General features: G+C 62.1%; 18 protein-coding genes and 1 tRNA gene. 5 read left to right on the top strand and 14 right to left on the bottom strand.

The features are described 5' to 3' along the window. Positions 1 to 81 precede the first annotated feature (81 nt). Complete coding sequence (locus tag E8E68_RS09615; protein ID WP_266032046.1) at positions 82 to 594, top strand: DUF3299 domain-containing protein; 513 nt, start codon at positions 82 to 84, stop codon at positions 592 to 594. A gap of 109 nt (positions 595 to 703) precedes the next feature. Further along, positions 704 to 1,387: an OmpW family outer membrane protein gene (locus tag E8E68_RS09610; RefSeq protein ID WP_016497769.1), complete on the top strand. Its 684-nt coding sequence runs from the start codon at positions 704 to 706 to the stop codon at positions 1,385 to 1,387. A gap of 112 nt (positions 1,388 to 1,499) precedes the next feature. Here the strand turns inward: E8E68_RS09610 and E8E68_RS09605 are convergent, their stop codons facing one another. From E8E68_RS09605 to E8E68_RS09595, 3 genes are all read right to left on the bottom strand, one after another. Further along, on the bottom strand, positions 1,500 to 2,432 hold the full coding sequence (locus tag E8E68_RS09605) for an NAD-dependent epimerase/dehydratase family protein (protein WP_280340856.1): 933 nt from the start codon (positions 2,430 to 2,432) through the stop codon (positions 1,500 to 1,502). Then, positions 2,425 to 3,309: a sugar nucleotide-binding protein gene (locus E8E68_RS09600; protein ID WP_280340854.1), complete on the bottom strand. Its 885-nt coding sequence runs from the start codon at positions 3,307 to 3,309 to the stop codon at positions 2,425 to 2,427. The genes E8E68_RS09605 and E8E68_RS09600 overlap by 8 nt, the downstream gene beginning before the upstream one ends. Before the next feature lie 294 nt (positions 3,310 to 3,603). After that, a complete protein-coding gene (locus tag E8E68_RS09595) occupies positions 3,604 to 4,413 on the bottom strand; it encodes a helix-turn-helix transcriptional regulator (protein WP_266032049.1) in 810 nt (269 codons plus the stop codon). Positions 4,414 to 4,590: 177 nt separating this feature from the next. Here E8E68_RS09595 and E8E68_RS09590 point away from each other — a divergent pair, with 177 nt between their 5' ends. Further along, a complete protein-coding gene (locus tag E8E68_RS09590; protein WP_266032050.1) occupies positions 4,591 to 6,033 on the top strand; it encodes a sodium:alanine symporter family protein in 1,443 nt (480 codons plus the stop codon). Between the two features lie 60 nt (positions 6,034 to 6,093). Next, positions 6,094 to 7,092, top strand: a complete 999-nt coding sequence (locus E8E68_RS09585; protein ID WP_280340852.1) for an asparaginase — start codon at positions 6,094 to 6,096, stop codon at positions 7,090 to 7,092. Between the two features lie 33 nt (positions 7,093 to 7,125). Here the strand turns inward: E8E68_RS09585 and E8E68_RS09580 are convergent. The 9 genes from E8E68_RS09580 to E8E68_RS09540 all read right to left on the bottom strand — a co-directional run bounded on the left by E8E68_RS09580 (position 7,126) and on the right by E8E68_RS09540 (position 18,648). After that, positions 7,126 to 7,221 (bottom strand) — tRNA-Sec (locus E8E68_RS09580). 6 nt (positions 7,222 to 7,227) lie between these two features. Next, a complete protein-coding gene (gene selB / locus E8E68_RS09575) occupies positions 7,228 to 9,150 on the bottom strand; it encodes a selenocysteine-specific translation elongation factor (protein WP_280340849.1) in 1,923 nt (640 codons plus the stop codon). Beyond that, positions 9,147 to 10,574 (bottom strand): L-seryl-tRNA(Sec) selenium transferase, encoded by a 1,428-nt coding sequence (gene selA / locus E8E68_RS09570; protein WP_266032053.1) that lies wholly within the window; start codon positions 10,572 to 10,574, stop codon positions 9,147 to 9,149. The genes selB and selA overlap by 4 nt, the downstream gene beginning before the upstream one ends. A 157-nt stretch (positions 10,575 to 10,731) precedes the next feature. Beyond that, positions 10,732 to 11,652: a formate dehydrogenase accessory protein FdhE gene (fdhE, locus tag E8E68_RS09565; protein ID WP_266032054.1), complete on the bottom strand. Its 921-nt coding sequence runs from the start codon at positions 11,650 to 11,652 to the stop codon at positions 10,732 to 10,734. Between the two features lie 4 nt (positions 11,653 to 11,656). Continuing rightward, positions 11,657 to 12,313 (bottom strand): formate dehydrogenase subunit gamma, encoded by a 657-nt coding sequence (locus E8E68_RS09560; RefSeq protein WP_280340848.1) that lies wholly within the window; start codon positions 12,311 to 12,313, stop codon positions 11,657 to 11,659. After that, positions 12,310 to 13,260, bottom strand: coding sequence for a formate dehydrogenase subunit beta (gene fdxH, locus E8E68_RS09555; protein WP_266032055.1), 951 nt, complete (start codon positions 13,258 to 13,260; stop codon positions 12,310 to 12,312). Before fdxH ends, E8E68_RS09560 begins: the two co-directional genes overlap by 4 nt. Continuing rightward, positions 13,260 to 16,328, bottom strand: coding sequence for a formate dehydrogenase-N subunit alpha (gene fdnG, locus E8E68_RS09550; RefSeq protein WP_266032056.1), 3,069 nt, complete (start codon positions 16,326 to 16,328; stop codon positions 13,260 to 13,262). Before fdnG ends, fdxH begins: the two co-directional genes overlap by 1 nt. Before the next feature lie 367 nt (positions 16,329 to 16,695). Then, on the bottom strand, positions 16,696 to 17,244 hold the full coding sequence (locus tag E8E68_RS09545) for a single-stranded DNA-binding protein (protein ID WP_110745256.1): 549 nt from the start codon (positions 17,242 to 17,244) through the stop codon (positions 16,696 to 16,698). Between the two features lie 9 nt (positions 17,245 to 17,253). Then, on the bottom strand, positions 17,254 to 18,648 hold the full coding sequence (locus tag E8E68_RS09540; RefSeq protein ID WP_280340844.1) for an MFS transporter: 1,395 nt from the start codon (positions 18,646 to 18,648) through the stop codon (positions 17,254 to 17,256). A gap of 129 nt (positions 18,649 to 18,777) precedes the next feature. Here E8E68_RS09540 and uvrA point away from each other — a divergent pair, with 129 nt between their 5' ends. After that, entirely contained in the window at positions 18,778 to 21,612 is a 2,835-nt protein-coding gene (gene uvrA / locus E8E68_RS09535; RefSeq protein WP_266032059.1) for an excinuclease ABC subunit UvrA, read from the top strand. A gap of 73 nt (positions 21,613 to 21,685) precedes the next feature. Here uvrA and bfr read toward each other — a convergent pair whose 3' ends face one another. Beyond that, positions 21,686 to 22,150 carry a bacterioferritin gene (bfr, locus tag E8E68_RS09530; protein WP_003255449.1) on the bottom strand — a complete coding sequence of 155 codons (465 nt, stop codon included), beginning with the start codon at positions 22,148 to 22,150 and terminating at the stop codon, positions 21,686 to 21,688. 163 nt (positions 22,151 to 22,313) lie between these two features. Next, complete coding sequence (locus E8E68_RS09525; RefSeq protein ID WP_266032060.1) at positions 22,314 to 23,753, bottom strand: catalase; 1,440 nt, start codon at positions 23,751 to 23,753, stop codon at positions 22,314 to 22,316. Positions 23,754 to 23,889 lie beyond the last annotated feature (136 nt).

The raw sequence follows: 23,889 nt of genomic DNA, 5'->3' as shown, positions 1-23,889 counted from the left end.
CCCGCTCCCACAGGGAGCCCCGCAGGCTTCGGACCTTGTGCAGTACCTGTGCGAGCGAGCATGGCTGCGAAGAGGCCGGCAATGCACATGCTGCTGGCCCTGCTGTTGCTGGTAGCGATGCCTCTATGGGCCGCCGAACCCAAGGAGCTGGACTGGCCCGCGCTGATCCCTGAAGGTGCACCGGTCATCCCGCCGCAACTCACCCCGCTGCACGACATGTCGCAGCTCAGCAACGCCTTGTCTGCCGAGTCCGCGCCGGCCGCACGCCAACAGGCGCCTGATGCGCCTGTGGTGCAAAGCCTCGACGGCCAGCAAATCAAGCTGCCCGGTTACATCGTGCCGCTGGAAGTCAGCGAAGAAGGCCGCACCACAGAGTTCTTGCTGGTCCCCTACTACGGCGCGTGCATCCACGTGCCACCGCCCCCGTCGAACCAGATCGTGCACATTTTCAGCGAAATGGGTGTGCGCGTTGAAGACCTCTACCAGCCTTACTGGATTGAAGGAAAGATGCAGGTTAGAGCCTCCAGCAGCGAGCTGGCCGATGCCGGCTACCAGATGGAAGCGGAGAAAATATACGTTTATGAGCTGAAATGAGAACCGCTTCGAATTTGTAACGACGCTTCTTTGAGCTGGGTCAAACAATCCGTTTAGACGGCTCCGTACCATTGGACTACTCGATTACTCACGTCCTTTGGGAGCTTCCATGAACAAGTCCTTGCTCGGCGCCTCACTTGTGGCCCTTGCGCTCGCCGCCCCTGCCGCCCATGCCTACCAGGCCGGAGACATGATCCTGCGTGCCGGCGCCATCACCACCGCACCGAACGAAAGCAGTGGCGACCTGAAATTCGACGGTAACAAGGTTTCGGGCACCAAGGCGACTCTGGACAGCGACACCCAGCTGGGCTTGACCTTCGCCTACATGCTCACCGACCACATCGGCCTGGAACTGCTGGCAGCCACCCCGTTCAAGCACACCGTGGGCGTCAAGGGCCTGGGCGGCGGCCTGGACGGCAAGCTGGCCGACATCAAGCAACTGCCGCCGACACTGTCGCTGCAGTACTACCCGATGGAGCCGAACTCCAGGTTCCAGCCATATGCCGGTGTCGGCATCAACTACACCTTGTTCTTCGATGAAGACTTGAGCAGCGCCCGCAAGCAGCAAGGCTTCAGCAACCTGAAGCTGCAGGACTCTGTCGGCATCGCCGGCCAGCTGGGTATGGACTACATGCTCACCGAAAACCTGCTGGTCAACGCTTCGGTCTGGTACGTCGACATCGACACCAAGGCCAGCGTCAACGGCCCGACTGCGCTGGGCTATAGCAAGACCAAGGTCGACGTCGACGTCGACCCATGGGTGTACATGGTCGGCCTTGGCTACAAGTTCTGACCGGCACACTGCAGGGCGGCTTCGGCCGCCCTTGTTTTCTGCGGCCATAGCCAGCAGCCAAAAGCCGCCGCGCTGATCGCCATGCCAAGGGCGCAGAGCGCCCCAATGGGTATCAGCTTTTGCCCAGCAGCCGCGCCAAACCCTCGACCATCGGCGTCGCCTGCGGAAAATCGAACCGCGCCAACAGCCGCTGGTTATCCGCCCGCGAATGGCGGATATCACCCGATCGCGCCGCCGCATAGCTGATCGCTGGCAAGCTCCCCACAACCTTCTCCAGCGCAGCCAGCAACTGGTTCAGTGAGGTCGCCTGGTTCAGCCCGATGTTCACCGCCCCCTCCTCAACCTGCGGCTGCTCCAGTGCCTGCACCATCACCTGCACCAGGTCGCCCACGTAAAGGAAGTCACGGGTCTGCTCGCCGTCACCGAACACTGTAATCGGCAAGCCCTGCACAGTACGCTCGCAGAAGATGCTGATCACCCCGGAATACGGTGAGGAAGGGTCCTGCCGTGGCCCGAAGATATTGAAGAAGCGAAACACCACCGGCTCCAGACCATGCTGGCGACGGTAGAAGTCCAGGTACTGCTCACTGGCCAGCTTGTCCACGGCATAAGGGGTCAACGGCGCCTTGGGCGTGTCTTCGGAAATCGACTCCCCTTCACCATTGTTGCCGTACACCGCTGCGCTGGAGGCAAACAGCACCCGACGCAGGCCATGCACGCGCATGGCTTCGCAAACGTTAAGGGTACCGATGAAATTACTCTGGTGGGTACGCACCGGGTCTTCGACCGAGGCCTGAACCGACGCTACCGCTGCCAGATGCACCACAGCACGGCAGCCAGCCGCCGCCTGAGTGACCAGCCCTGCATCGGCAACATCACCTTCGATCAGTTCCAGCCGTGGGTGGTCGACCTGCAGATTGCTTCGCCGGCCGGTGGAGAAGTCGTCGAGAATGCGTACGGCGTAGCCTTTGTCCAACAACGCATCGCACAGGTGGGAGCCAATGAAGCCGGCACCGCCGGTGATCAGGATGGGGGCGTCAGCCATGGCGGTAGAACCGGTCCAGTAGAGGTGGCAAGCCCGCGCGCCAGGCACGCGGCTTGATGCCGAAGGTATGAAGGATTTTCTTGCAAGCCAGTACCGCGTGCTGTGGCTCTTCGCTGGCATCCGGGCGCGCGGCATGGGCCTGCGGCGTGGGGGCCTGAACGGCCAGCTGGCGGTATTGACCGGCCTCGGCGAGGATCGCCTGGCCCAGCGCCAGCGGCGTGGTCGCCTCATTGCCGGCGTAATGGTAGGTGCCCCACAGCGGCGCATTGCAATCAAGTTGCTTGAGCACCGACAGGATCACTCGGGCAGCATCATCGACCGGCGTCGGGTTGCCACGTCGATCATCGGCCAGCAGCAGCTCCTGTGGTTGCTCGGCACGGGTCAGGAAGCGGCCCAATGCGCCATCAATGCTCTCGTCCAGCAACCAGCCAAAGCGCACCAACACATGCTGCGGGCAGGCCGCACGCACGCTCTGCTCGATGCGCCATAGGGCCTGACCACGCAAACCCAACGGCACGGGCTCGTCCTTTTCGCTATAGGCCGTGGCCCGCGAACCATCGAACACACGGTAGCTGGATGGCTGCACCAAGGTGATCTGATGGTGCTGGCACAGCTCTGCCAGCCGCTCCACCGCCCGCTCCTGTTGGGCCAGGCGCTGCTCGCTGACCGACTCGGCCTGGAACCAGTCGAAGTAATAGGCCAGGTTCACCAGCGCGTCGGGGCGATGGTCATCGAGCAGCTGAGTGAGGCTTGAGGGCGCCCAGCCGTTCTCGGGCGGGCGCGGTGCCAGAAATGCGATGTCCTCCTCGGCCCCAAGACGAATCAGCGCTTGCCCGAGGGCATTGCCACCACCCAACAGCATTAGGCGCATACGCATAGAGTCAGCAGATCCGGAGAGGTTGATGAGAAAAAAGAGTCATTTTGCGGTTTCCTGCCCGGGAAGTCCAACACCGGACCCGTTCGATGCCACAGGGCGCGATTCCGCAGTTTCACCGCTCAATACCGCCGCAGACAGAAATTTCCTACGACATACGAGGAATGAGCTGACTACCACGTCACGGCATAGCGCCATTGAATAGTCGACTCCCCACTTGCCAGCCAGGGAGTTTCACATAAAAAAGACAAGGACCGTTCAATGCTTCATCCTCGACAATGCTTAAGGCGTTTAGCATTACTCGATCTCGAACAGACCATTGCGCAACGGCCCCACGCTCAACCGCTCGCGCACATCGTCATCTATACGAGGATCATCCGGCCGGTACAGTTTCACCTGCCGGTAGGCATTGATGCGATTGATCTCCTCGCCCAGGTACTCCCAGACCACCCGGGTACAGGCCGGGTTGCGCCGGTCGCCGCTGGAGACACCGGCCTTCAGCCCGTTCAGGCGGGTAATACGGCTTTTGAAACTGGGAATGAGGATGGTCTGGCTCATCTCGTTGAAGGTCAGCGACTCATAGTCGATGAGGAACACCCGGTCCTGCAGCTGGAATGCCGCGCCCAGGTAGCGGCAACGTACTTCGGCATGCTGGTCGGTAGCGCTGGAACGCTCCTGACGCTCCTGGCGTTCGAACAGGAAGCGGCCGCGCTCTTCCCACAGGTGCACCAGCGACACCAGGATCGTGCCCGGTACCGACATGCAGTTGGAATACTCGAAGTAGTAACCGCAATAGCGAGACAGGTTACCGGCGTGCTCATGCAGCGGGCGGAACAGCTCGCTGATCGGATCACTGGGCTGCTCGGCCAGCGTCGACACGCGGGCACCGATCAGGCGGGCGAACTGCTCGGCCGGCAGGTTCAGCTCGTAATCTTCGACGCCGAAGAAATCGCCGATGCGCTTGAGGTTGAAAGCCGTCGGACGGCTCTGCCCGCTCAGGTACTTGTTGAACTGTGCCCGGTTGATTGAAAGCTGGCGGCAAACTTCGGAAATAGAGCGGTAGTGGCTGCAGGCCAGTTTCAGATTGGTAGCGAAATGATCGCTCATGTCAGGAATCCAGGTGACGCGAATGACGCCATTGTAGCATCAGGTCGCATCAAGTCAGAGCAATCCGCGAAATTGTAACCTCTCTTGTCATGGCCAACCATGCGCCCAACGAATAGCGGTGCGCCTGCCGTCCGCTGGTCTTTCCACACGAAGAATAAGAATCGAGGTCATTTTCCAATGCTCGAAGTACTCAACGATTTCCTTTCCGGGAAACTCCTCATCGTGCTGATCGTAGGGCTGGGTAGCTATTTCACCATCCGCTCCCGCTTCGTCCAGTTCCGCCATTTCGGCCACATGTTCGCTGTATTCAAGGAATCGCTGCGTGGCCAGGCAGGCCAGCTGAGCTCCTTCCAGGCCCTTATGCTGAGCCTGGCCGGCCGCGTGGGCGCCGGCAACATCGCCGGTGTCGGTATCGCAGTCACCCTGGGTGGCCCAGGTGCGGTGTTCTGGATGTGGGTCACCGCACTGGTAGGCATGTCCAGCAGCTTCTTCGAATGTACCCTGGCCCAGGTGTACAAACGCGCTGATGGCGACGGCCTGTACCGTGGCGGCCCGGCCTACTACATCCAGCACGGCCTGAAGCTGAAAAGCATGGCCATCGTGTTCTCGATCTTGCTGCTGGTCACCTACGGCTTCGCCTTCATCGGCCTGCAGTCGTACACCGTGACCCACTCGCTGCAGAACGCCTTTGACTTTGCCCCAAGCCACACCGGTCTCGTTCTGGCCGTGCTGCTGGCTGTCACCTTCATCGGTGGCATCAAGCGCATCGCTGCAGTGTCGGACCTGCTGGTACCGGTCAAGACCCTGGCCTACATTGGCGTGACCCTGTATGTGATCGGCACCCAGATCGAACACGTGCCGGCCATGCTGGAAACCATCTTCAAGAGCGCCTTCGGCCTCGACCCAGCCTTCGGCGGCCTGCTCGGCAGCGCCATCGTCATGGGTGTGAAGCGTGGTGTGTTCGCCAACGAAGCAGGCCTGGGCAGTGCACCGAACGTCGCCGCCGTGGCGGCCGTGAAGCACCCTGGCGCGCAGGGCGTGGTCCAGGCGTTCAGCGTGTTCCTCGACACCTTCGTGATCTGCACCTGCACCGCACTGCTGATCTTGCTGTCGGGCTTCTACACCCCAGGCTTTGAAGGTGACGGCATTGTCCTGACCCAGAACTCGCTGGCCGCCGTGGTCGGTGACTGGGGCCGTGTGTTCGTCAGCGTGGCGCTGTCGCTGTTCGTGTTCACCTGCATCCTCTACAACTACTACCTGGGCGAAAACAGCCTGCAGTTCCTCAGCCGCAACCGCGTGGTGCTGATGGTGTTCCGTGGCCTGGTACTGGCACTGGTGGTATGGGGATCGATGCAGGACCTGTCGACCGTGTTCGCCTTCGCCGACATCACCATGACCTGCCTGGCGTTTGTAAACCTGGTGGCCCTGGCCCTGCTGTTCAAGGTGGGTCTGCGGGTAATGCGCGACTACGACGACCAGCGCAAGGCCGGCGTCCAGCAGCCAGTGTTCGACTCGACCAAGTTCGCCGACCTGGACCTGGACCGCAATGCCTGGCCTGCCAACCCGCAAGTGGAAACAGCCGCTGACAAAGCCGTTGGCCAAGCTCAGCCGCAGCGCTGATATCCTCCCCTGCCCAAGCCGCCCCGTCCGTGGGCGGCTTTTCTCCGCTCACCGCTACGGATGCTTTCCATGCGTGCAGTCAAGAATCTTCTCGTTCTCTATACCGGTGGCACCATCGGCATGCTCGAAACCCCCGAAGGCCTGGCGCCGGCCGGTGGCTTCGAAGCGCGGATGCGTGAACACTTCGCCCAGATGGCCGATGCGCCCCAGGTGCAATGGACCCTGCAAGAGCTGAACCCGCTGCTCGACAGCGCCAACATGCAACAGCACAACTGGCTGGCGATGCGCGATGCCATCGTCACGGCAGTGGATGTGGCTGGCCATGATGGTGTGCTGGTGCTGCATGGCACCGACAGCATGGCCTACAGTGCAGCGGCATTGTCGTTCCTGCTGCTGGGCCTGCCAGTACCGGTGCTGATTACCGGCTCGATGTTGCCGGCCGGCGCCCCTGGCAGCGATGCCTGGCCCAACCTGTGTGGTGCACTGCGCCAGTTCGAACAAGGCGTGGAAGATGGCGTGCAGCTGTACTTCCATGGGCAGTTGCTGCATGGCTGCCGGGCTTCGAAACTGCGAAGCGAGGCGTTCGATGCGTTCGTTGCACTGCCACGCCATCGCGACAGTGAGCCGGCCAGGGCAATCCCCGCCGAGCTTGGCTACAAGCAGCCGCGCCAGCCGGTCAACCTGGCTGTATTGCCGGTGTTCCCAGGTTTGCAGGCCGGGCACCTGCAAGGTGTGCTGGACAGTGGCGTTCAAGGCTTGCTGCTGGAGTGCTATGGCAGCGGTACCGGGCCGTCGGATGACTTGCCGTTGCTGGAGGTGTTGCGTGCGGCGCGTCAGCGCGGTGTGCTCCTGGCGGCGATCAGCCAATGCCCTGAGGGCTCGGTGGTGTTCGATACCTACGCGGCGGGTAACCGACTGCGCAGCGCTGGGCTGGTCAGCGGTGGTGGCATGACCCGCGAGGCAGCGCTGGGCAAGATGCTCGCGTTGCTGGGGGCTGGGCTGGATGTGGATGCAGCAGAACACTGGTTCGCGCTGGATCTGTGCGGGGAGCGGGCTTAGGGGTCACCCTTCGGCCTTCCTTGCAGGTAAAAATGGCGGAAGGCAGCGGGAGTCGAACCTGCCCGGGAACGGCTGCCGTCCCCAACCGGGTTTGAAGCCCGGCCGCGCCACCGGGCGCGATTGCCTTCCTTGAACTCAGTGCCTGGCCTGCTGCTGGGCCAGGGCGCTGTCGGCGCGGATGTGACGCTGGTCGGCCACCCTGCGGGTCAGGCCGATGCGGTCGAAGTATTCCAGAATCTGCACACTGCGCTTGCGACCGATGCCCAACATATCGCGAAACGCGGCAACCTGCACTATCGGCGTATCCCTGGCCTGCCCCAGCAGCAGCTCTGCCATGCGCTGTAGCGTCGCCTCGGGGTAGAACAAGTCGCGTACCACCTGATGCACCATGCCCAGCCGGGCAAGCTTGCGCAGCAACAGGCGCACATCGGCTTCAGCACAGTTTTCCTCACTGGCCAATGTTCTGACCCAAGGCGGATCGTATTGCCCCGCCAGCAACTTCGGCTGCAAACGCGCCCACATGGCGCTGTCAGCCTCGCTCAACTGTACCTTGTGATCGGGCAAATGCAGCCAAGGCCCGCTGCTGGCAATGAGACTTTCATCAAGCAGCTCATCCAGCAGGCTGACGAATGCTGGCCTTTCCAGAGGCAAGGCAGCAAAGCGACGCAGGCGGTCACGATCCGGTCCTAGTTGATCGGGCTCCTGCTCATGAAAACGCGCCAGCTGCTCCAGCACCTGCTGCTTCAGCGCTTGCCACTGGGCGTTGGCGAACAGCAGTTGGCCCTGTCGCGTGGCCACAACCAACACGTCCTCAGGCAATTGCCAGGTTTCGCGCAAGCGATTGAACTGCCGCTCGAGGCGCTGCGGGTCGAGGCCACCAGGAGCGCTGGCGAGCAGTGCCGGCAGCGCCTGCTCAAGGTCTTCGGCATCGCGCAGCGCCCGTAGCTGGCGCAAACGCTCTTCGCTACGGCGTTGGCGGCTTGGTGCGAATGGGTCGAGTACCCTGCCGCCGCCCAAGGTGCGCTGGGCACGCTGGTCGCGCAGCACCAGGCGGTCACCATGCACTGCCTGCAGCGGGGCGTTGAGCAGTAACTGGGCAAACATACGTTGCCCGGCCGTCAGGGTTTCGCCTTCCAGCAACGCAACCCGGGCTGTCACATCCTGGGTGCCCAGGTGCACATGCACGGCACTGAAGTGTTCGAAGGTTCGGGGCTCGTCCGGCAACAGGTTCAGCTCGATATCCACCCGCACACTGGGTGCATGCAGCCATTCGGATACCAGCCAGTCGCCACGGTGCACCTGCTCTGCAGCCAAGCGTTCGGCGGCGATATTCAGCGCCACCCGTTGGCCGGCTTCAGCCACCAATGCTGCCTGGTTCTGCGCATGCAGGCCGCGCACCCTCACCGCTTTGCCGGCCTTGCCCAACAACAAGGTATCGCCGGCACTCACCCGCCCGGCCAGCGCAGTGCCGGTAACTACCACGCCGGCACCAGTAACGGCGAAGGCGCGGTCGACAGCCAGGCGAAAACTGCCGCGCACGCTGCGTTGCCGCACAGTGCTCTCAGCCTCCAGCAAGGCTTGGCGCAACGCGTCGACGCCTTCCCCGCTGAGGCTCGACAAGGGAAACTGCCGCGCTCCGGCATACGGGCCCGGCGCCAGCAGTTCACTGACTTGCAACTGCACCTCCGCCAGACGCGCCGGCTCGACCCGGTCGCATTTGCTGATTGCCACCAGTGCTTGAGGAATGCCCAACAGCTCGATGATCGCAAGGTGCTCGCGGGTCTGCGGCATGACCCCGTCGTCGGCAGCCACCACCAGCAATACCAGGTCGATGCCATGGGCTCCGGCCAGCATGTTGTGGATAAACCGCTCGTGCCCTGGCACATCGATAAAGCCGGTAAGCGGTGCGCCTTCACTCAGCGCGGCATAGCGGTAGCCAAGATCGATGGTCATGCCGCGGTCGCGCTCCTCCTGGCGCTGGTCACCGGCCTGCCCGGTCAGCGCCTTCAGCAGTGCGGTCTTGCCATGGTCGATGTGGCCAGCGGTACCTACGATCACTGCACCGGCCCCAACTGCAGGGCGGGCAACTGCGCCAGCCACTGGGCTTCGTCATCCAGCTGGCGCAGGTCCAGCCACAGGGCATCGTCGTCGATGCGGCCCAGCACCGGTACCGGCAGGCCACGCAGGGCCCGCTCCAGCACATGCAGGCTGCGCCCGCGCAACTTCTTCGACACCTGCGGGCGCAGGCACAAGGCCGCACTGGGCAGGCGCGCCACCGGCTGGCTGCCACTGCCGATCATGCCCAACGCAGGCTCTACGCTGACGGCCCACTGCTCACCTAGACATGCCTGCATCTCGGGCATCAGGCGCTCGGCCTGGGCCTGGATCTCGGCCTGGCTTCGGGTCAGCAGGCGCAAGCTGGGCAGGCGCTCGGCCAAGCGATCCGGGTTGCGGTACAGCGCCAACACCGCCTCCAGTGCCGCAAGGGTGATCTTGTCGACGCGCAGTGCACGCTTGAGCGGGTTCTTCTTGATCTTGGCGATCAGCGCCTTGCGGCCGACGATGATCCCGGCTTGTGGCCCACCCAGCAGCTTGTCGCCACTGAAGGTGACAATATCGGCGCCATCAGCCAGGGCTTGGCGCACCGTCGGCTCGGCGGGCAGGCCCCAGCGGGTGAGGTCGAGCAGGCTACCGCTGCCGAGGTCTTCGAGCAGCGGCAGGTCGTGCTGGTGGGCGATGCGCGCCAGCTCGGCGGTGGGCACCTGGGTGGTGAAGCCCTGAATGCTGTAGTTGCTGCAATGCACACGCATCAGCAGGCCGGTGCGCGGGCCGATGGCGGCTTCGTAGTCACGGGCATGGGTGCGGTTGGTGGTGCCGATTTCGTGCAGCTTCACACCGGCGCGGGCCATGATGTCAGGGATGCGAAAGGCGCCGCCAATCTCGATCAGCTCGCCGCGGGAGATGATGCCCTCCTTGCGCGCGCCAAGACTGTTTAGCGCCAACAGCACCGCAGCGGCATTGTTGTTGACCACGGTGACGGCTTCGGCGCCGGTCAGCTCACGGATCAGCCCTTCGATCAGGTCGTCGCGGTCGCCGCGCTTGCCGCTGGCCAGGTCGAACTCCAGGTTGAGCGGGTAGCGAGCGGCAGTCTGCATGGCCTCGATGGCCTCCTCCGGCAGCAAGGCACGGCCGAGGTTGGTATGCAGCACGGTGCCGGTGAGGTTGAAGACGCGGCGGACATGGCTGCGTTGCTGGACGACGAGACGTTCACCGCAACGGCCAAGGAGAACTTCCGGGGCCAGCTCGGCACAGTCGAGTTCGCCATTACGCACCGGTTCACGCAGGTCGTCGAGTAGCTTGCGCAGGGTGGCCAGGACTGCTTCGCGGCCATGGCGGTCTATCAGGGGAAGGCAGGCCGGGTGGCGCAGGAGGGTGTCGATGGAGGGCAAGCGTGGGGTGTCGCTGGCGAGGCTGTTGGACATGCGGTACTACCTTGGACTGATCCGTTGTCTGTTCCGGCCCTTTCGCGGGCATGCCACCCCACAGGATCGTCTGCAAGTCTTGAGGCCTGCCGGTCTTTGTGGGAGCGGGTTTACCCGCGAAAAGGCGACTCGGTACTTCAGTGTAGACACTCACCCACTACCCAGGCGCAAGCATCAGGTTGGGTGCCAGGCGGTGGAAGCCCTCCTCGTCCAGGCGCATGTCCAGCGCCAGGCTGGCCAGGTCGTCGGCCAGCGGTTCGGCCAGCGCATCGTTCTCCAGGTAATTCTGCTTCAGGTAGCTCTCGCACCCTGGGCAGCACTCGGCGCGCAGCGGCGCCTTGCCCGGCGCATGGCGGTCATCTTCAAGACTGGTGTAACGCAAATCCTTGCTTGAATCGCAGTACACGCACTTGACCCGCACCACATGCCACTCACAGGCACATAACGAACAGGCCAGGTAACGCAGGCCATTGTGCTTGCCGCGGTTGCGCACCACGCCGGCCATCGCCGGCGAACCACAAGCCGGGCACTGAGCCAGGCTACTTGCTGGCTTGAGCTCGGGTGTGGGCAGCGCCAGCAGCCAGCTGGACCATGCAGCCTGCAGCGCGGCGCCAAGGAACGGCACCAGCGCCGCCGGCACCGCATCGTACTGGCCTGCGAGCAAGGCAACGCCCCACCCCTTGCGCTGATTTTCATCACTGCTGCGCAGCACGTGCAAAGCCTCGCCCAGCGGGCCAGTAGTTTCACCACGCAACTGCTCGAGAAGGGCCTGCAACCAGACCAGCCACGGCCCCTCACGAACCAGGCTGTCAGCCGCCAGCGGCGGCAAACCATGACTTATGCACAGGCGCTGGCGCTCCTCGGCTACAGGTAGGTCGCCAGGAGGGTTATCCACAAGCTGCTGCTGAATCCGGCAAAGCCGCGCGATCAATTGCAGGTAGTCGCCAAGGGCATTGCCGTGTGCCAGTTGCTCCAGGCGCGCAGCGCGCAGATCGAACAGGTTGGCAGGAGGCAGGTGGAGAAACGGCGGCATCACCGCCGACGCTTCAATTTGCCCGGGTTCGAGTATCGTGCTCAAGCGCTCATCCTTCTTTTCGTCCGTGATTGCCCGGCGTCTTGTCGCCGGTCACTTCGCGGTACCACAACTCATGGTGCTTGCGGGCCCAGGCACGGCTGACCCAGCCGTGCAGCATGGCGCCGATCGAGCCTTTGATCCAGATACCGGCGTAGATGTGCACGATGATGCTGAGGATCAGCACGAACGCCGCCAGTGCGTGCAACAACGCCGACAGGCGAATGACTTCGATACCGAACCAATGGCTGAAATACGCGCGCCAGATCACCACGCCACTCACCAGCAGCACCAGCATGCACACCAGCAGCGTCCAGAACAGCAGCTTCTGCCCAGCATTGTATTTGCCGACTGGAGGTACACCCTCCTCCTCATTGCGCATCACCCGGTCCACCCGGCGCAGCCACAGGCGGTCATTGGCGGTGATGAAGTTGGCCCGCCAGAAGCGCAGCACCAGGCCGAAGAAGAACACGAACATCGCCACCCCGATGAAAGGGTGCAGGATGCGTGTCCACGGCCCGCCGCCGAACAGGTTGCTGAGCCAGAACAGCGCCGGGTGGAACAGCGCCAGCCCCGACAGCCCGGCGAGAATGAACAGGATCGCCACCACCCAGTGGTTACTGCGCTCATTGGCGTTGTAGCGCAGGATCGGTTTGTTGTCGTTCATGGCCGCTGCTCCCCTTGCCCACCGGGCTTGGTCGGATCATAGACATGCACCGCTGGGTCTACCTGATGCACGCTTGGGTCTGGCGTGGCCGGGTGCTCATCCTCCTCCACACGCTGTGGCCCGATTCGCACATAGTGGAAGAACCCCGCCAGTACTGCTGCGCCCATCGCCAACAGCGCCAGCGGCTTGGTAATACCTTTCCACAACCCCACCAGCGGGCTGATCACCGGCTGGTCCGGCAGGCCGGCGTACAGCTTCGGCGTGTCGGCATGGTGCAACACGTACATCACATGGGTGCCCCCGACGCCGTCCGGGTCATACAGCCCGGCATTGTCGTAGCCGCGCGACTTGAGGTCGACGATGCGCTCGGCCGCATGCACTTTCATCTCGTCCTTGCTGCCGAACACGATTGCCCCCGTCGGGCAGGTCTTCACGCAGGCGGGCTCCAGGCCCACGGTCACGCGGTCGGAACACAGAGTGCACTTGTACGCTTTGTGGTCCTTCTGCGAGATGCGCGGGATATTGAACGGGCAGCCAGTGATGCAGTAACCACAACCGATGCAGTGGTCCTGATTGAAGTCGACGATGCCATTGGCGTGCTTGATGATCGCCCCCGGGCTTGGGCAGGCTTTCAGGCACCCGGGCTCGGCGCAGTGCATGCAGCCGTCCTTGCGAATCAACCATTCCAGGTTGCCGTCGTCGCGCTCGTGCTCGGTAAAACGCATCAAGGTCCAGGTCTCGGCGGTGAGGTCCTGGGGGTTGTCGTAGGTGCCGTGGTTGTGGCCGACCTCGTCACGCAGTTCGTTCCACTCCGAACACGCCACCTGGCAGGCCTTGCAGCCAATGCACTTGGTGGTGTCGATCAGCTTGGCGACTTCCTCCTGCTGGCGTACCGAGGGCGGTACGGTGGTGGTGGCCGAGCGGGCGATGATGTCTTGGCTGGCCATCAGAGTTTCTCCACTTTGACGAGGAAGGACTTGGACTCTGGCGTCTGCGTATTGCCGTCACCGAGGAATGGCACCAGGGTGTTGGTCAGGTAGCCATGCCGGGTGGCACCGGTGAAGCCCCAGTGCAGCGGGATGCCGATCTGGTGCACGGTTTGGTTGTTGACCTGCAGCGGCCGTATACGTTTGGTCACCACTGCCACGGCATCGATATGCCCACGCTTGCTCGACACCCGCACCCGGTCGCCAGCCTTGATGCCTTTTTCGTTGGCCAGCACCTCGCCAATCTCGACGAACTGCTCAGGCTGAGCGATGGCGTTGAGCCGACAATGCTTGCTCCAGAAGTGGAAGTGCTCGGTCAGCCGGTACGTGGTCGCCGCGTACGGGAACTCGTCGTGCTTGCCAAGGGTTTCCCACACCGAGTCGAAGATACGCCCCGCCGGATTGCTGATCACCTTCTTGTTCTGCGGGTGCAGCGGGTTGATGCCAATCGGCGTTTCGAACGGCTCGTAGTGCTCGGGGAACGGGCCTTCGGCCATCTTGTCGATGGCGAAGAAGCGCGCCACCCCTTCAGGGTTCATGATGAACGGGTTCATCCCCGCCTCGGGTGGCGAGTCGACCTTGAAGTCGGGCACGTCGGTACCGGTCCAGGCTTTGCCGTTCCACCACACCAGGCGCTTCTTCTCCGGGTCCCATGGCTTGCCCTGCGGGTCGCTGGAAGCGCGGTTGTAGAGGATGCGGCGGTTGGCCGGCCATGCCCAGGCCCAGTTCTGCACCTGATGCATGCCGTACGGGTCGCTGTTGTCGCGGCGGGCCATCTGGTTGCCCTGCTCGGTCCAGCAGCCGGCGAAGATCCAGCAGCCAGACGCGGTACTGCCGTCGTCCTTCAGTTGGCCGAAGCCGGATAGCTGCTGGCCGGCCTTGAGCATGGCGCCCGTGGCGTCGGTCAGGTCGGTGACCGCCCAACCGTTCATTTCCTTGGCCAGTTCCTCCGGGGATGGCTCGTCTGGAATCTTGTACGGCCAGCTGATGTTCATGATTGCGTCAGGGTACGCACCGCCCTCGGCCTGGTAGCGTTGACGCAGGCGCAGGAACAACTCGCTCATGATCTGCACATCGGTACGGGTCTCGCCCGGGCCGTCGGCCCCCTTCCAGTGCCACTGCAGCCAGCGGCTGCTGTTGACGAGCGAACCGTCTTCCTCGGCAAAGCAGGTGGTGGGCAGGCGAATTACTTCGGTCTGGATGTTGGCCGTGTCGACATCGTTGAACGGCCCGGCATTGCGCCAGAACTCCGAGGTTTCGGTGGCCAGCGGGTCCATCACCACCAGCCACTTGAGCTTGGCAAGCGCCGCCGTGACGCGGTTCTTGTCCGGCAGCGCAGCGATCGGATTGAAGCCTTGGCACATGTAGCCGTTGACCTTGCCCTGACTCATCATCTCGAACATGCGCAGCACGTCGTATGCCGGCACATCAAGCTTGGGCAGCCAGTCGTAGCCCCAGTTGTTTTCTGCCGTGGCGTTGGCGCCGTACCAGGCTTTCATCAGGCTGACGTGGAACTTGCCGTAGTTCTGCCAGTAAGAAAGCTGCCCCGGGCGCAGTGGCTTGGAAGCACGCTTGTCGATATAGGCGGCGTAGTCCTGCTCGGCATCGCCAGCCAGCGTCAGATAGCCCGGCAGCGAGTTGGACAGCAGGCCGAGGTCGGTCAGGCCTTGGATGTTGGAATGCCCACGCAAGGCGTTCACTCCGCCGCCCGGCATACCGACGTTGCCCAGCAGCAACTGGACCATGGCCGCACTGCGGATGATCTGCGCACCGATCGAGTGCTGTGTCCAACCCAGCGCGTAGAGAATCGTCATGGTCTTGCCCGGTACCGAGCAGGTGGCGATCTCTTCCCAGACCTTCATCATGGCGTCCTGCGGCATGCCACAGGTCATGCTGGCCAGTTCCGGGGTGTAGCGGCTGTAGTGCTGCTTCATCAGCTGGAACACGCAGCGTGGGTGCTGCAGGGTCGGGTCGACCTTGGCAAAGCCGTCCTCACCCAGCTCGTAACCCCAGCCCGACTTGTCGGCATACACGCGCTTGGCCTCGTCGTAGCCGCTGAACAGCCCATCCTCGAAGCCATAGTTTTCTTTGACGATGAACGACACATCTGTGTAATTGCGCACGTATTCGTGCTGGATCTTGTCGTTGCTGATCAGGTAGTTGATCAGCCCGCCCATGAAGGCGATATCGGTGCCAGTACGGATCGGCGCGTAGTAGTCCGCCACCGAAGCGGTACGGGTAAACCGCGGATCGACCACGATCAGCCGCGCCTTGTTATGCGCTTTGGCCTCGGTCACCCACTTGAAGCCGCACGGATGCGCTTCTGCTGCGTTGCCACCCATCACCAGGACCAGATTCGCGTTGGCGATATCGGACCAGTGGTTGGTCATGGCGCCACGGCCGTACGTCGGGGCAAGACTTGCCACCGTCGGGCCATGTCAGACACGAGCCTGGTTATCGAACCCCAGCATGCCTGTTGCGCGGACGACCTTGTGGGTCAGGTAGCCAGCCTCGCTAGAGGCGGCGGAAGCAGCGAGGAAACCGGTGGTGAGCCAGCGGTTCACCGTTTGCCCCTGGGCATTCTTCTCGATGAAGTTGGCGTCGCGGTCCTTCTTCATCAGGTCGGCGACACGGTCGAGCGCTTCGTCCCAGCCGACCCGCACCCACTCCTTGCTGCCCGGCTTGCGTACTTCCGGGTACTGCAGGCGGCTCGGGCTGTGGATAAAGTCCAGCAGGCCGGCGCCTTTCGGGCAAAGGGTACCGCGGTTGACCGGGTGGTCGGCGTCCCCTTCGATATGAATGATGTTCTGTTTGACGTTTTTGCCCGCATCGCCTTGGCTGTACAGGATCAGGCCGCAGCCGACCGAGCAGTAAGGGCAGGTGTTACGGGTCTCTTTGGTATGCGCCAGCTTGAAGTGGCGCACCTGCTCGGCGAATGCCGGCGTTGGGGCCATGCCCAACGCCGCAAGGCTCGAGCCTCCAAGGCCGACGGCGGCGACCTTGAAGAACTGCCGACGGTTCAGGTCCATCGTGCACTCCTGATCAGGTAGTGGACGCACGGAACATGGCCGGCGCCTCTTGGTAGTCACGGTGGCCGCCAATTGAAGGCTGCCAGTAGGTAAGACTAGTCAAGAATCGAGAAGGTGCGATGACATGGGTCAGGGGTGCGAGGGATTGATTGTGTCTGGAGGCGTTGGCGCTGCCGGGTGCCTACCTCAGGTTCTATGGCGCTTGTGAGATCGAGCACCACGCGGGCGGCCCTCGATTTCATAGGCGCTGGATCAGTTATGGCTAGCACCTGGTGGCCCTCACAATCTTTAGGGTTCCACCGGCCATAAAAAAACCCAAGACTAGTGCCTTGGGTTTCTGATTCAGCTAGACGCCTTACCGCTCTGATCAGAACGGAATATCGTCATCGAAGCTGTCGAAGTCAGCCGCCGGCTGAGGTGCTGGCTGCTGCGGCGCCGGGCGCTGCTGCTGCGACTGTTGCGGGCGCTGGGCCTGCTGGCGTGGCGGTGCCTGGTTGTACTGTTGCTGCTGGCCGCCACCATAGTTGCCGCCACCCTGGTTGTACGGGTCGCCGCCCTGCTGCTGCCCCTGCGGACGACCGCCGAGCAGCTGCATGGTGCCGTTGATGTCGACGATGATCTCGGTGGTGTAGCGCTTGATGCCGTCTTTTTCCCACTCGCGGGTCTGCAGCTTGCCTTCGATGTAGCACTGCGAACCTTTGCGCAGGTACTCGCCGGCGATTTCGGCAACCTTGCCGAACAGCGACACACGGTGCCACTCGGTACGCTCGACCTTCTGGCCCGACTGCTTGTCAGTCCACTGCTCGCTGGTGGCCAGGCTCAGGTTGGTCACGGCGTTACCGTTGGGCAGGTAGCGGACTTCGGGATCCTGGCCACAGGTGCCGACCAGAATGACTTTGTTAACCCCACGGGCCATAACGTTCTCCTAGGCTTCGCACGCCGAAGAGGCTGGATTCACCAGTCGCTCGAGGGTCGCGCGGTCCAAAATTTTCGTATCCAGTTTGATATAGATGGCGGCTTCTTCTGCTACCACCACGGCGTCGGTTACACCCGGCACGGCCATCAGGCGCTCGGTCAGGCCAGCTTCCCGGACTGCCTCTGGCGTCAGCGGCATGCGCAGGCTGGTCACATACGGTGGCTCGTTCATGCGCAAGGCAACGATCAGCCAGATGGCACACAGCACCGCGCAACCGAGGAACACCGTGTCCAGCCCACCGTGCTGGAACAACCAGCCACCAAGGATCCCGCCCAGCGCCGCGCCAAGGAACTGGCTGGTGGAATACACCCCCATTGCAGTGCCCTTGCCACCGGCAGGCGACACCTTGCTGACCAGCGAAGGCAGCGACGCCTCCAGCAGGTTGAATGCGGTGAAGAATACCACGGTGCCAATCACCAGTCCGCGCAAACCGTCAGCCCACTCCCAGAAGTATACCTCTGTCAGCAGCAGGACACTGACCGCACCCGCCAACACACGTTTCATCTTGCGCTTTTTTTCGCCGTAGATGATGAACGGGACCATTGCAAAAAATGAGATGAACAGCGCGGCCAGGTATACCCACCAGTGCTCCTCCTTGGGCAGCCCGCCGCGCTCGACGAAGGCCAGCGGCAGCGCGACAAAGCTGGCCATGAGGATGGCATGCAGGATGAAGATGCCCACGTCCAGGCGCAGAAGGTCCGGATGGCGCAGGGTCGGGCCTATGGCCTGGCGTGCCACACCCGACTCGCGGTGCTGCAAAATGCTGTGCGTGTTGGGCACGACAAAAGCGACCAGCAGGATGCCGACCAGAGCAAGCCCGGCAGTGGCCAGGAACAATCCTGACAAACCAAAGGCACTTGTCAGCAATGGCCCAACGACCATGGCCACGGCGAACGACAAACCGATGCTCATGCCGATCATGGCCATGGCCTTGGTCCGGTGCTGCTCACGGGTGAGGTCGGACAGCAGGGCCATGACCGCAGCAGAAATCGCCCCGGCGCCCTGCAGGATACGCCCGGCGATCACGCCCCAGATGGAGTCGGCCTGGGCCGCCAGCACACTGCCCAAGGCAAAGATCACAAGCCCCAGGTAAATGACCGGGCGGCGGCCGATGCGGTCGGAAATCATCCCGAACGGTATCTGCAATACCGCCTGGGTCAGGCCATAGGCACCAATCGCCAGGCCAATCAGCGCAGGCGTGGCACCGGCCAGGTCCATGCCGTAGGTGGCCAGTACCGGCAAGACCATGAACATGCCCAGCATACGAAAGGCAAAGACCAGGGCCAGGCCGCCAGCAGCGCGGGTTTCGCCGCTGCTCATGCGCTCGTTGTGGGTGTCGTGCATGGAGTAACCTCGTGTGAACCGGCGGCGATTCTATCAGTCCGACAGCTTGACGGCATCTACGCGACGCTTTGCCGCGTACTGGCAGGGCGCCGTATACTTCCTTGTTTATGCCCGCCAAGCGAGGCCGTAGTGGACAAGATCCTGATTCGTGGGGCACGCACCCACAACCTGAAGAACATCGACCTGACCCTGCCCCGGGACAAGCTGATCGTGATCACCGGCCTGTCCGGTTCCGGCAAATCGTCCCTGGCGTTCGACACCCTGTACGCCGAAGGCCAGCGCCGCTACGTAGAATCGCTGTCGGCCTATGCCCGGCAGTTCCTGTCGATGATGGAAAAGCCCGACGTCGACACTATCGAAGGCCTGTCGCCGGCCATCTCCATCGAACAGAAGTCGACCTCGCACAACCCGCGCTCCACGGTCGGCACCATCACCGAAATCTACGACTACCTGCGCCTGCTGTACGCCCGGGTAGGCACCCCACGCTGCCCGGACCACGATATCCCACTCGAAGCGCAAACGATCAGCCAGATGGTCGACCTGGTGCTGGAGCGCCCGGAAGGCAGCAAACTGATGCTGTTGGCACCGGTGGTGCGTGAGCGCAAGGGTGAGCACCTGGCGGTGTTCGACGAGCTGCGCGCCCAGGGCTTCGTGCGCGCTCGGGTCAACGGCAAGCTCTACGAGCTTGATGAACTGCCCAAGCTGGACAAGCAGAAAAAGCACAGCATCGATGTGGTGGTGGACCGCTTCAAGGTCCGCGCTGACCTGCAGCAGCGCCTGGCCGAATCGTTCGAGACCGCGCTGAAGCTGGCGGACGGTATCGCCTTGGTGGCGCCGATGGACGATGAAGAAGGCGAAGAAACGATCTTCTCCGCGCGCTTCGCCTGCCCGGTGTGCGGCCATGCAATCAGCGAGCTTGAGCCAAAGCTGTTTTCCTTCAACAACCCGGCTGGCGCATGCCCGACCTGCGATGGCCTGGGAGTGAAGCAGTTCTTCGACACCAAGCGCCTGGTCAACACCGAACTCACCCTGGCCGAAGGTGCGATCCGCGGCTGGGACCGCCGCAACGTGTATTACTTCCAGATGCTCGGCTCGCTGGCTGCGCATTATGGCTTCAGCCTGGATGAGCCGTTCGGCGAGCTGTCGGCCGAGCACCAGAAGGTGATCCTGCAGGGCAGTGGCAAGCAGAGTGTCGATTTCAAATACCTCAACGACCGTGGCGATATCGTCAAGCGATCGCACCCGTTCGAAGGCATCGTGCCAAACCTGGAGCGCCGCTACCGCGAGACCGAATCGGCTACCGTGCGTGAGGAGCTGGCCAAGTTCCTTGGCACGCAACCCTGCCCGGATTGCCGTGGTACCCGTCTGCGCCGTGAAGCACGTCACGTCTGGGTAGGAGAAAAGACCCTTCCTGCCGTGACCAACCTGCCGATCGGTGAAGCCAGCAACTATTTCGGTGAACTGACCCTGACCGGGCGCCGTGGCGAGATCGCGGCGAAGATCCTGAAGGAAATCTGCGAGCGCCTGCAATTCCTGGTCAACGTCGGCCTCGACTACCTGACCCTGGATCGCAGTGCCGATACCTTGTCGGGTGGTGAAGCCCAGCGTATCCGCCTGGCCAGCCAGATAGGCGCGGGCCTGGTGGGCGTGATGTACATCCTCGATGAACCGTCCATCGGTCTTCATCAGCGCGACAACGACCGCCTGCTGGCCACCCTCAATCACCTGCGCGATCTGGGTAACACGGTGATCGTGGTGGAGCACGACGAAGATGCCATCCGGCTGGCTGACTACGTGGTGGATATCGGCCCTGGCGCCGGTGTGCATGGCGGGCAGATCGTTGCCGAGGGCTCGCCCCAGGAGGTTATGGACCACCCGGACTCGCTGACTGGCAAGTACTTGTCCGGGCGCAAGAAGATCGTCGTGCCGGCCAAGCGCACGCCGCGCAACAAGAAGCTGCAGCTCAAGCTCAAAGGCGCACGTGGCAACAACTTGCAGAACGTCGACCTGGAAGTGCCGATCGGCTTGTTGACCTGCGTAACCGGCGTGTCCGGCTCAGGCAAGTCGACCCTGATCAACAACACGCTGTTCCCGTTGGCGGCAACTGCCCTCAATGGCGCAAGCAGCCTGGAAGCAGCGCCGCATGCCAGCATGGACGGCCTGCAACACCTGGACAAGGTGGTGGACATCGACCAGAGCCCGATCGGTCGCACGCCGCGCTCTAACCCGGCGACCTACACCGGTATCTTCACCCCGATCCGTGAGCTGTTCTCCGGGGTACCAGAGTCGCGCTCGCGCGGTTATGGCCCGGGGCGCTTCTCGTTCAACGTCAAGGGTGGCCGCTGCGAAGCCTGCCAGGGCGATGGCCTGATCAAGGTGGAAATGCATTTCCTGCCGGACATCTACGTGCCGTGTGACGTATGCAAGAGCAAGCGGTACAACCGCGAGACCCTTGAGATCAAATACAAGGGCAAGAACATCCACGAAGTGCTGGAAATGACTATCGAGGATGCACGCGAGTTCTTCGATGCGGTGCCGGCGCTGGCGCGCAAGCTGCAAACATTGATGGATGTTGGTCTCTCGTACATCAAGCTGGGGCAATCGGCAACGACGCTCTCCGGCGGTGAAGCGCAACGCGTCAAACTTTCACGCGAATTGTCCAAGCGCGACACCGGCAAGACCCTGTACATTCTTGATGAGCCGACTACGGGCCTGCACTTTGCCGATATCCAGCAATTGCTGGACGTACTGCATCGCCTGCGCGACCACGGCAACACCGTGGTGGTGATCGAGCACAACCTGGATGTGATCAAGACCGCCGACTGGCTGGTGGACCTGGGACCGGAAGGCGGCTCCAAGGGTGGGCAGATCATTGCCTGCGGTACGCCGGAAGAACTGAGCGAGATGAAGCAGTCCTACACCGGTCATTACCTGAAACCGCTGCTGGAGCGGGATCGGGCCTGAGCACTGCGGCCACCATGAAAAAAGCCCCTGGTACCGAGTGTGCCAGGGGCTTTTTCATGGGCTTGTGGATAACTTACATTTGCGATTGCAGGTAGTTTTCCAGGCCAATGGCCTTGATCAGGCCCTGCTGCTTCTCCAGCCAGTAGGTGTGATCTTCTTCGGTATCGGCCAGCTGCGCACGCAGGATGTCACGGCTGACGTAATCCTTGTGCAGCTCGCACAGCTCGATGCCCTTGCACAATGCGCCGCGCACTTTGTACTCAAGCTTGAGGTCAGCCTCGATCATTTCCGGCACGGTGCTGCCGACCTCCAGGTCGTCCGCACGCATGTCTGGGGTACCCTCAAGCATGAGGATGCGACGCATCAGGGCATCAGCGTGCTGCGTCTCTTCTTCCATTTCGTGGTTGATGCGCTCGTAGAGCTTGGAAAGGCCCCAGTCTTCGTACATGCGCGAATGAATGAAGTACTGGTCGCGTGCCGCCAGTTCGCCCTTCAGCAGCGTGACGAGATAGTTGATTACGTCCGGGTGGCCTTGCATCGCCCTGATTCTCCATGTGAAAACATCTATGCCACATAGTGTGAACCAGCTTTTGCCTACGGTCACTGAAAAACGCGCAATCAGAGGCAAAAAAACGGTTAAACAGTAGTGATATTCATTGAAAAACCGCCCAAATGAGGGCGGTTCTACTTCTCACTTCGACTTAGCGAAGATTGATACCCAAAGCCTTGGCAATCCCTTCGCCGTAGCTCGGGTCGGCCTTGAAGAAGTACTGCAACTGGCGCTGGATGACATCCTCGCTGACACCCACCATGGTACCGGCGATGTTGCTGATCAGCAGGGCCTTCTGCTCGTCATTCATCAGGCGGAACAGCGCGCCAGCGTGGCTGTAGTAATCGGTATCCTCGCGGTGGTCATGACGGTCTGCCGCACCATTGAGCGCCAGTGCCGGTTCGGCGTGCCGTGGCGACTGCTTCGGCGCATTGGCGTAGCTGTTAGGCTCGTAGTTGGGCGCGCTGCCATAATGTCCGGCGGCCATGGAGCCGTCGCGTTGATAGCTGTTGACTGGGCAGCGCGGCGCATTCACCGGCAGCTGTTGGTGATTGGTGCCCACACGATAGCGGTGTGCATCGGCATACGCGAATACACGCCCCTGCAGCATCCGGTCCGGCGAAAGCCCCACCCCTGGCACCATATTGCTCGGCCCAAACGCTGCCTGCTCGACCTCAGCGAAGTAGTTGAGCGGGTTACGGTTGAGCTCCAGCACACCCACCTCAATCAGCGGATAGTCCTTCTGCGACCAGGTCTTGGTGACATCGAAGGGGTTCTCGGTGCGATTGGCAGCCTCGGCTTCGCTCATGACCTGGATGCAAACGGTCCAGCGCGGGAATTCGCCACGTTCGATCGCCTCGAACAGGTCACGCTGGGCGTAGTCCGGGTCGGTACCTGCCAGCCGTGCGGCGTCTGCCGGAGCAAGGTTCTTGATGCCTTGCTGAGTCTTGAAGTGCCATTTCACCCAGGTCCGCTCGCCCTTGGCATTAATCAGGCTGTAGGTGTGGCTGCCGAAGCCGTGCATATGGCGATACCCGTCCGGGATGCCGCGGTCAGAGAAGAGGATGGTGACCTGATGCAGCGCCTCGGGCGAATGCGACCAGAAGTCCCACATCATCTGGGCGTTCTTCAAGTTGGACTGCGGATGACGCTTCTGGGTGTGGATAAAGTCGGGGAACTTCAACGGGTCGCGAATGAAGAATACCGGCGTGTTGTTGCCCACGATGTCCCAGTTGCCTTCCTCGGTATAGAACTTAACAGCAAAGCCACGCGGGTCACGCTCGGTATCTGCGGAACCACGTTCACCACCGACCGTGGAGAACCGCAGGAAAGTCTCGGTTTGCTTGCCAATCTTCTCGAACAACTTGGCGCTGGAGTAGGCAGTAATGTCGCGGGTAACGGTAAATGAGCCATAGGCCCCTGAACCTTTGGCGTGAACGCGGCGCTCAGGAATGTTCTCACGGTTGAAATGAGCGAGCTTCTCGATCAGGTGAAAATCGTCGAGCAGCAGCGGGCCTCGTGGGCCGGCGGAGCGGGAATTCTGGTTGTCGGCTACAGGGGCACCGCTAGCGGTGGTGAGAATCTTGCTCATGGGCTCTCCTTATCGGTCTTGAAACGCCGGCTGAACGGCTATGGAGAGAGTATCGATGAGCAAGATTACAGGGACAAATTCATTACATGACTTGTATCAATAGAAATAAACAATATCTACAGACACAAAAAACCGG

The sequence above is a fragment of the Pseudomonas sp. BN607 genome (genome assembly GCF_029871175.1).
Taxonomy (GTDB): domain Bacteria; phylum Pseudomonadota; class Gammaproteobacteria; order Pseudomonadales; family Pseudomonadaceae; genus Aquipseudomonas.
Note: the sequence above shows the minus strand (reverse complement) of the source record. Positions and strands in the feature narration are given on the sequence as shown.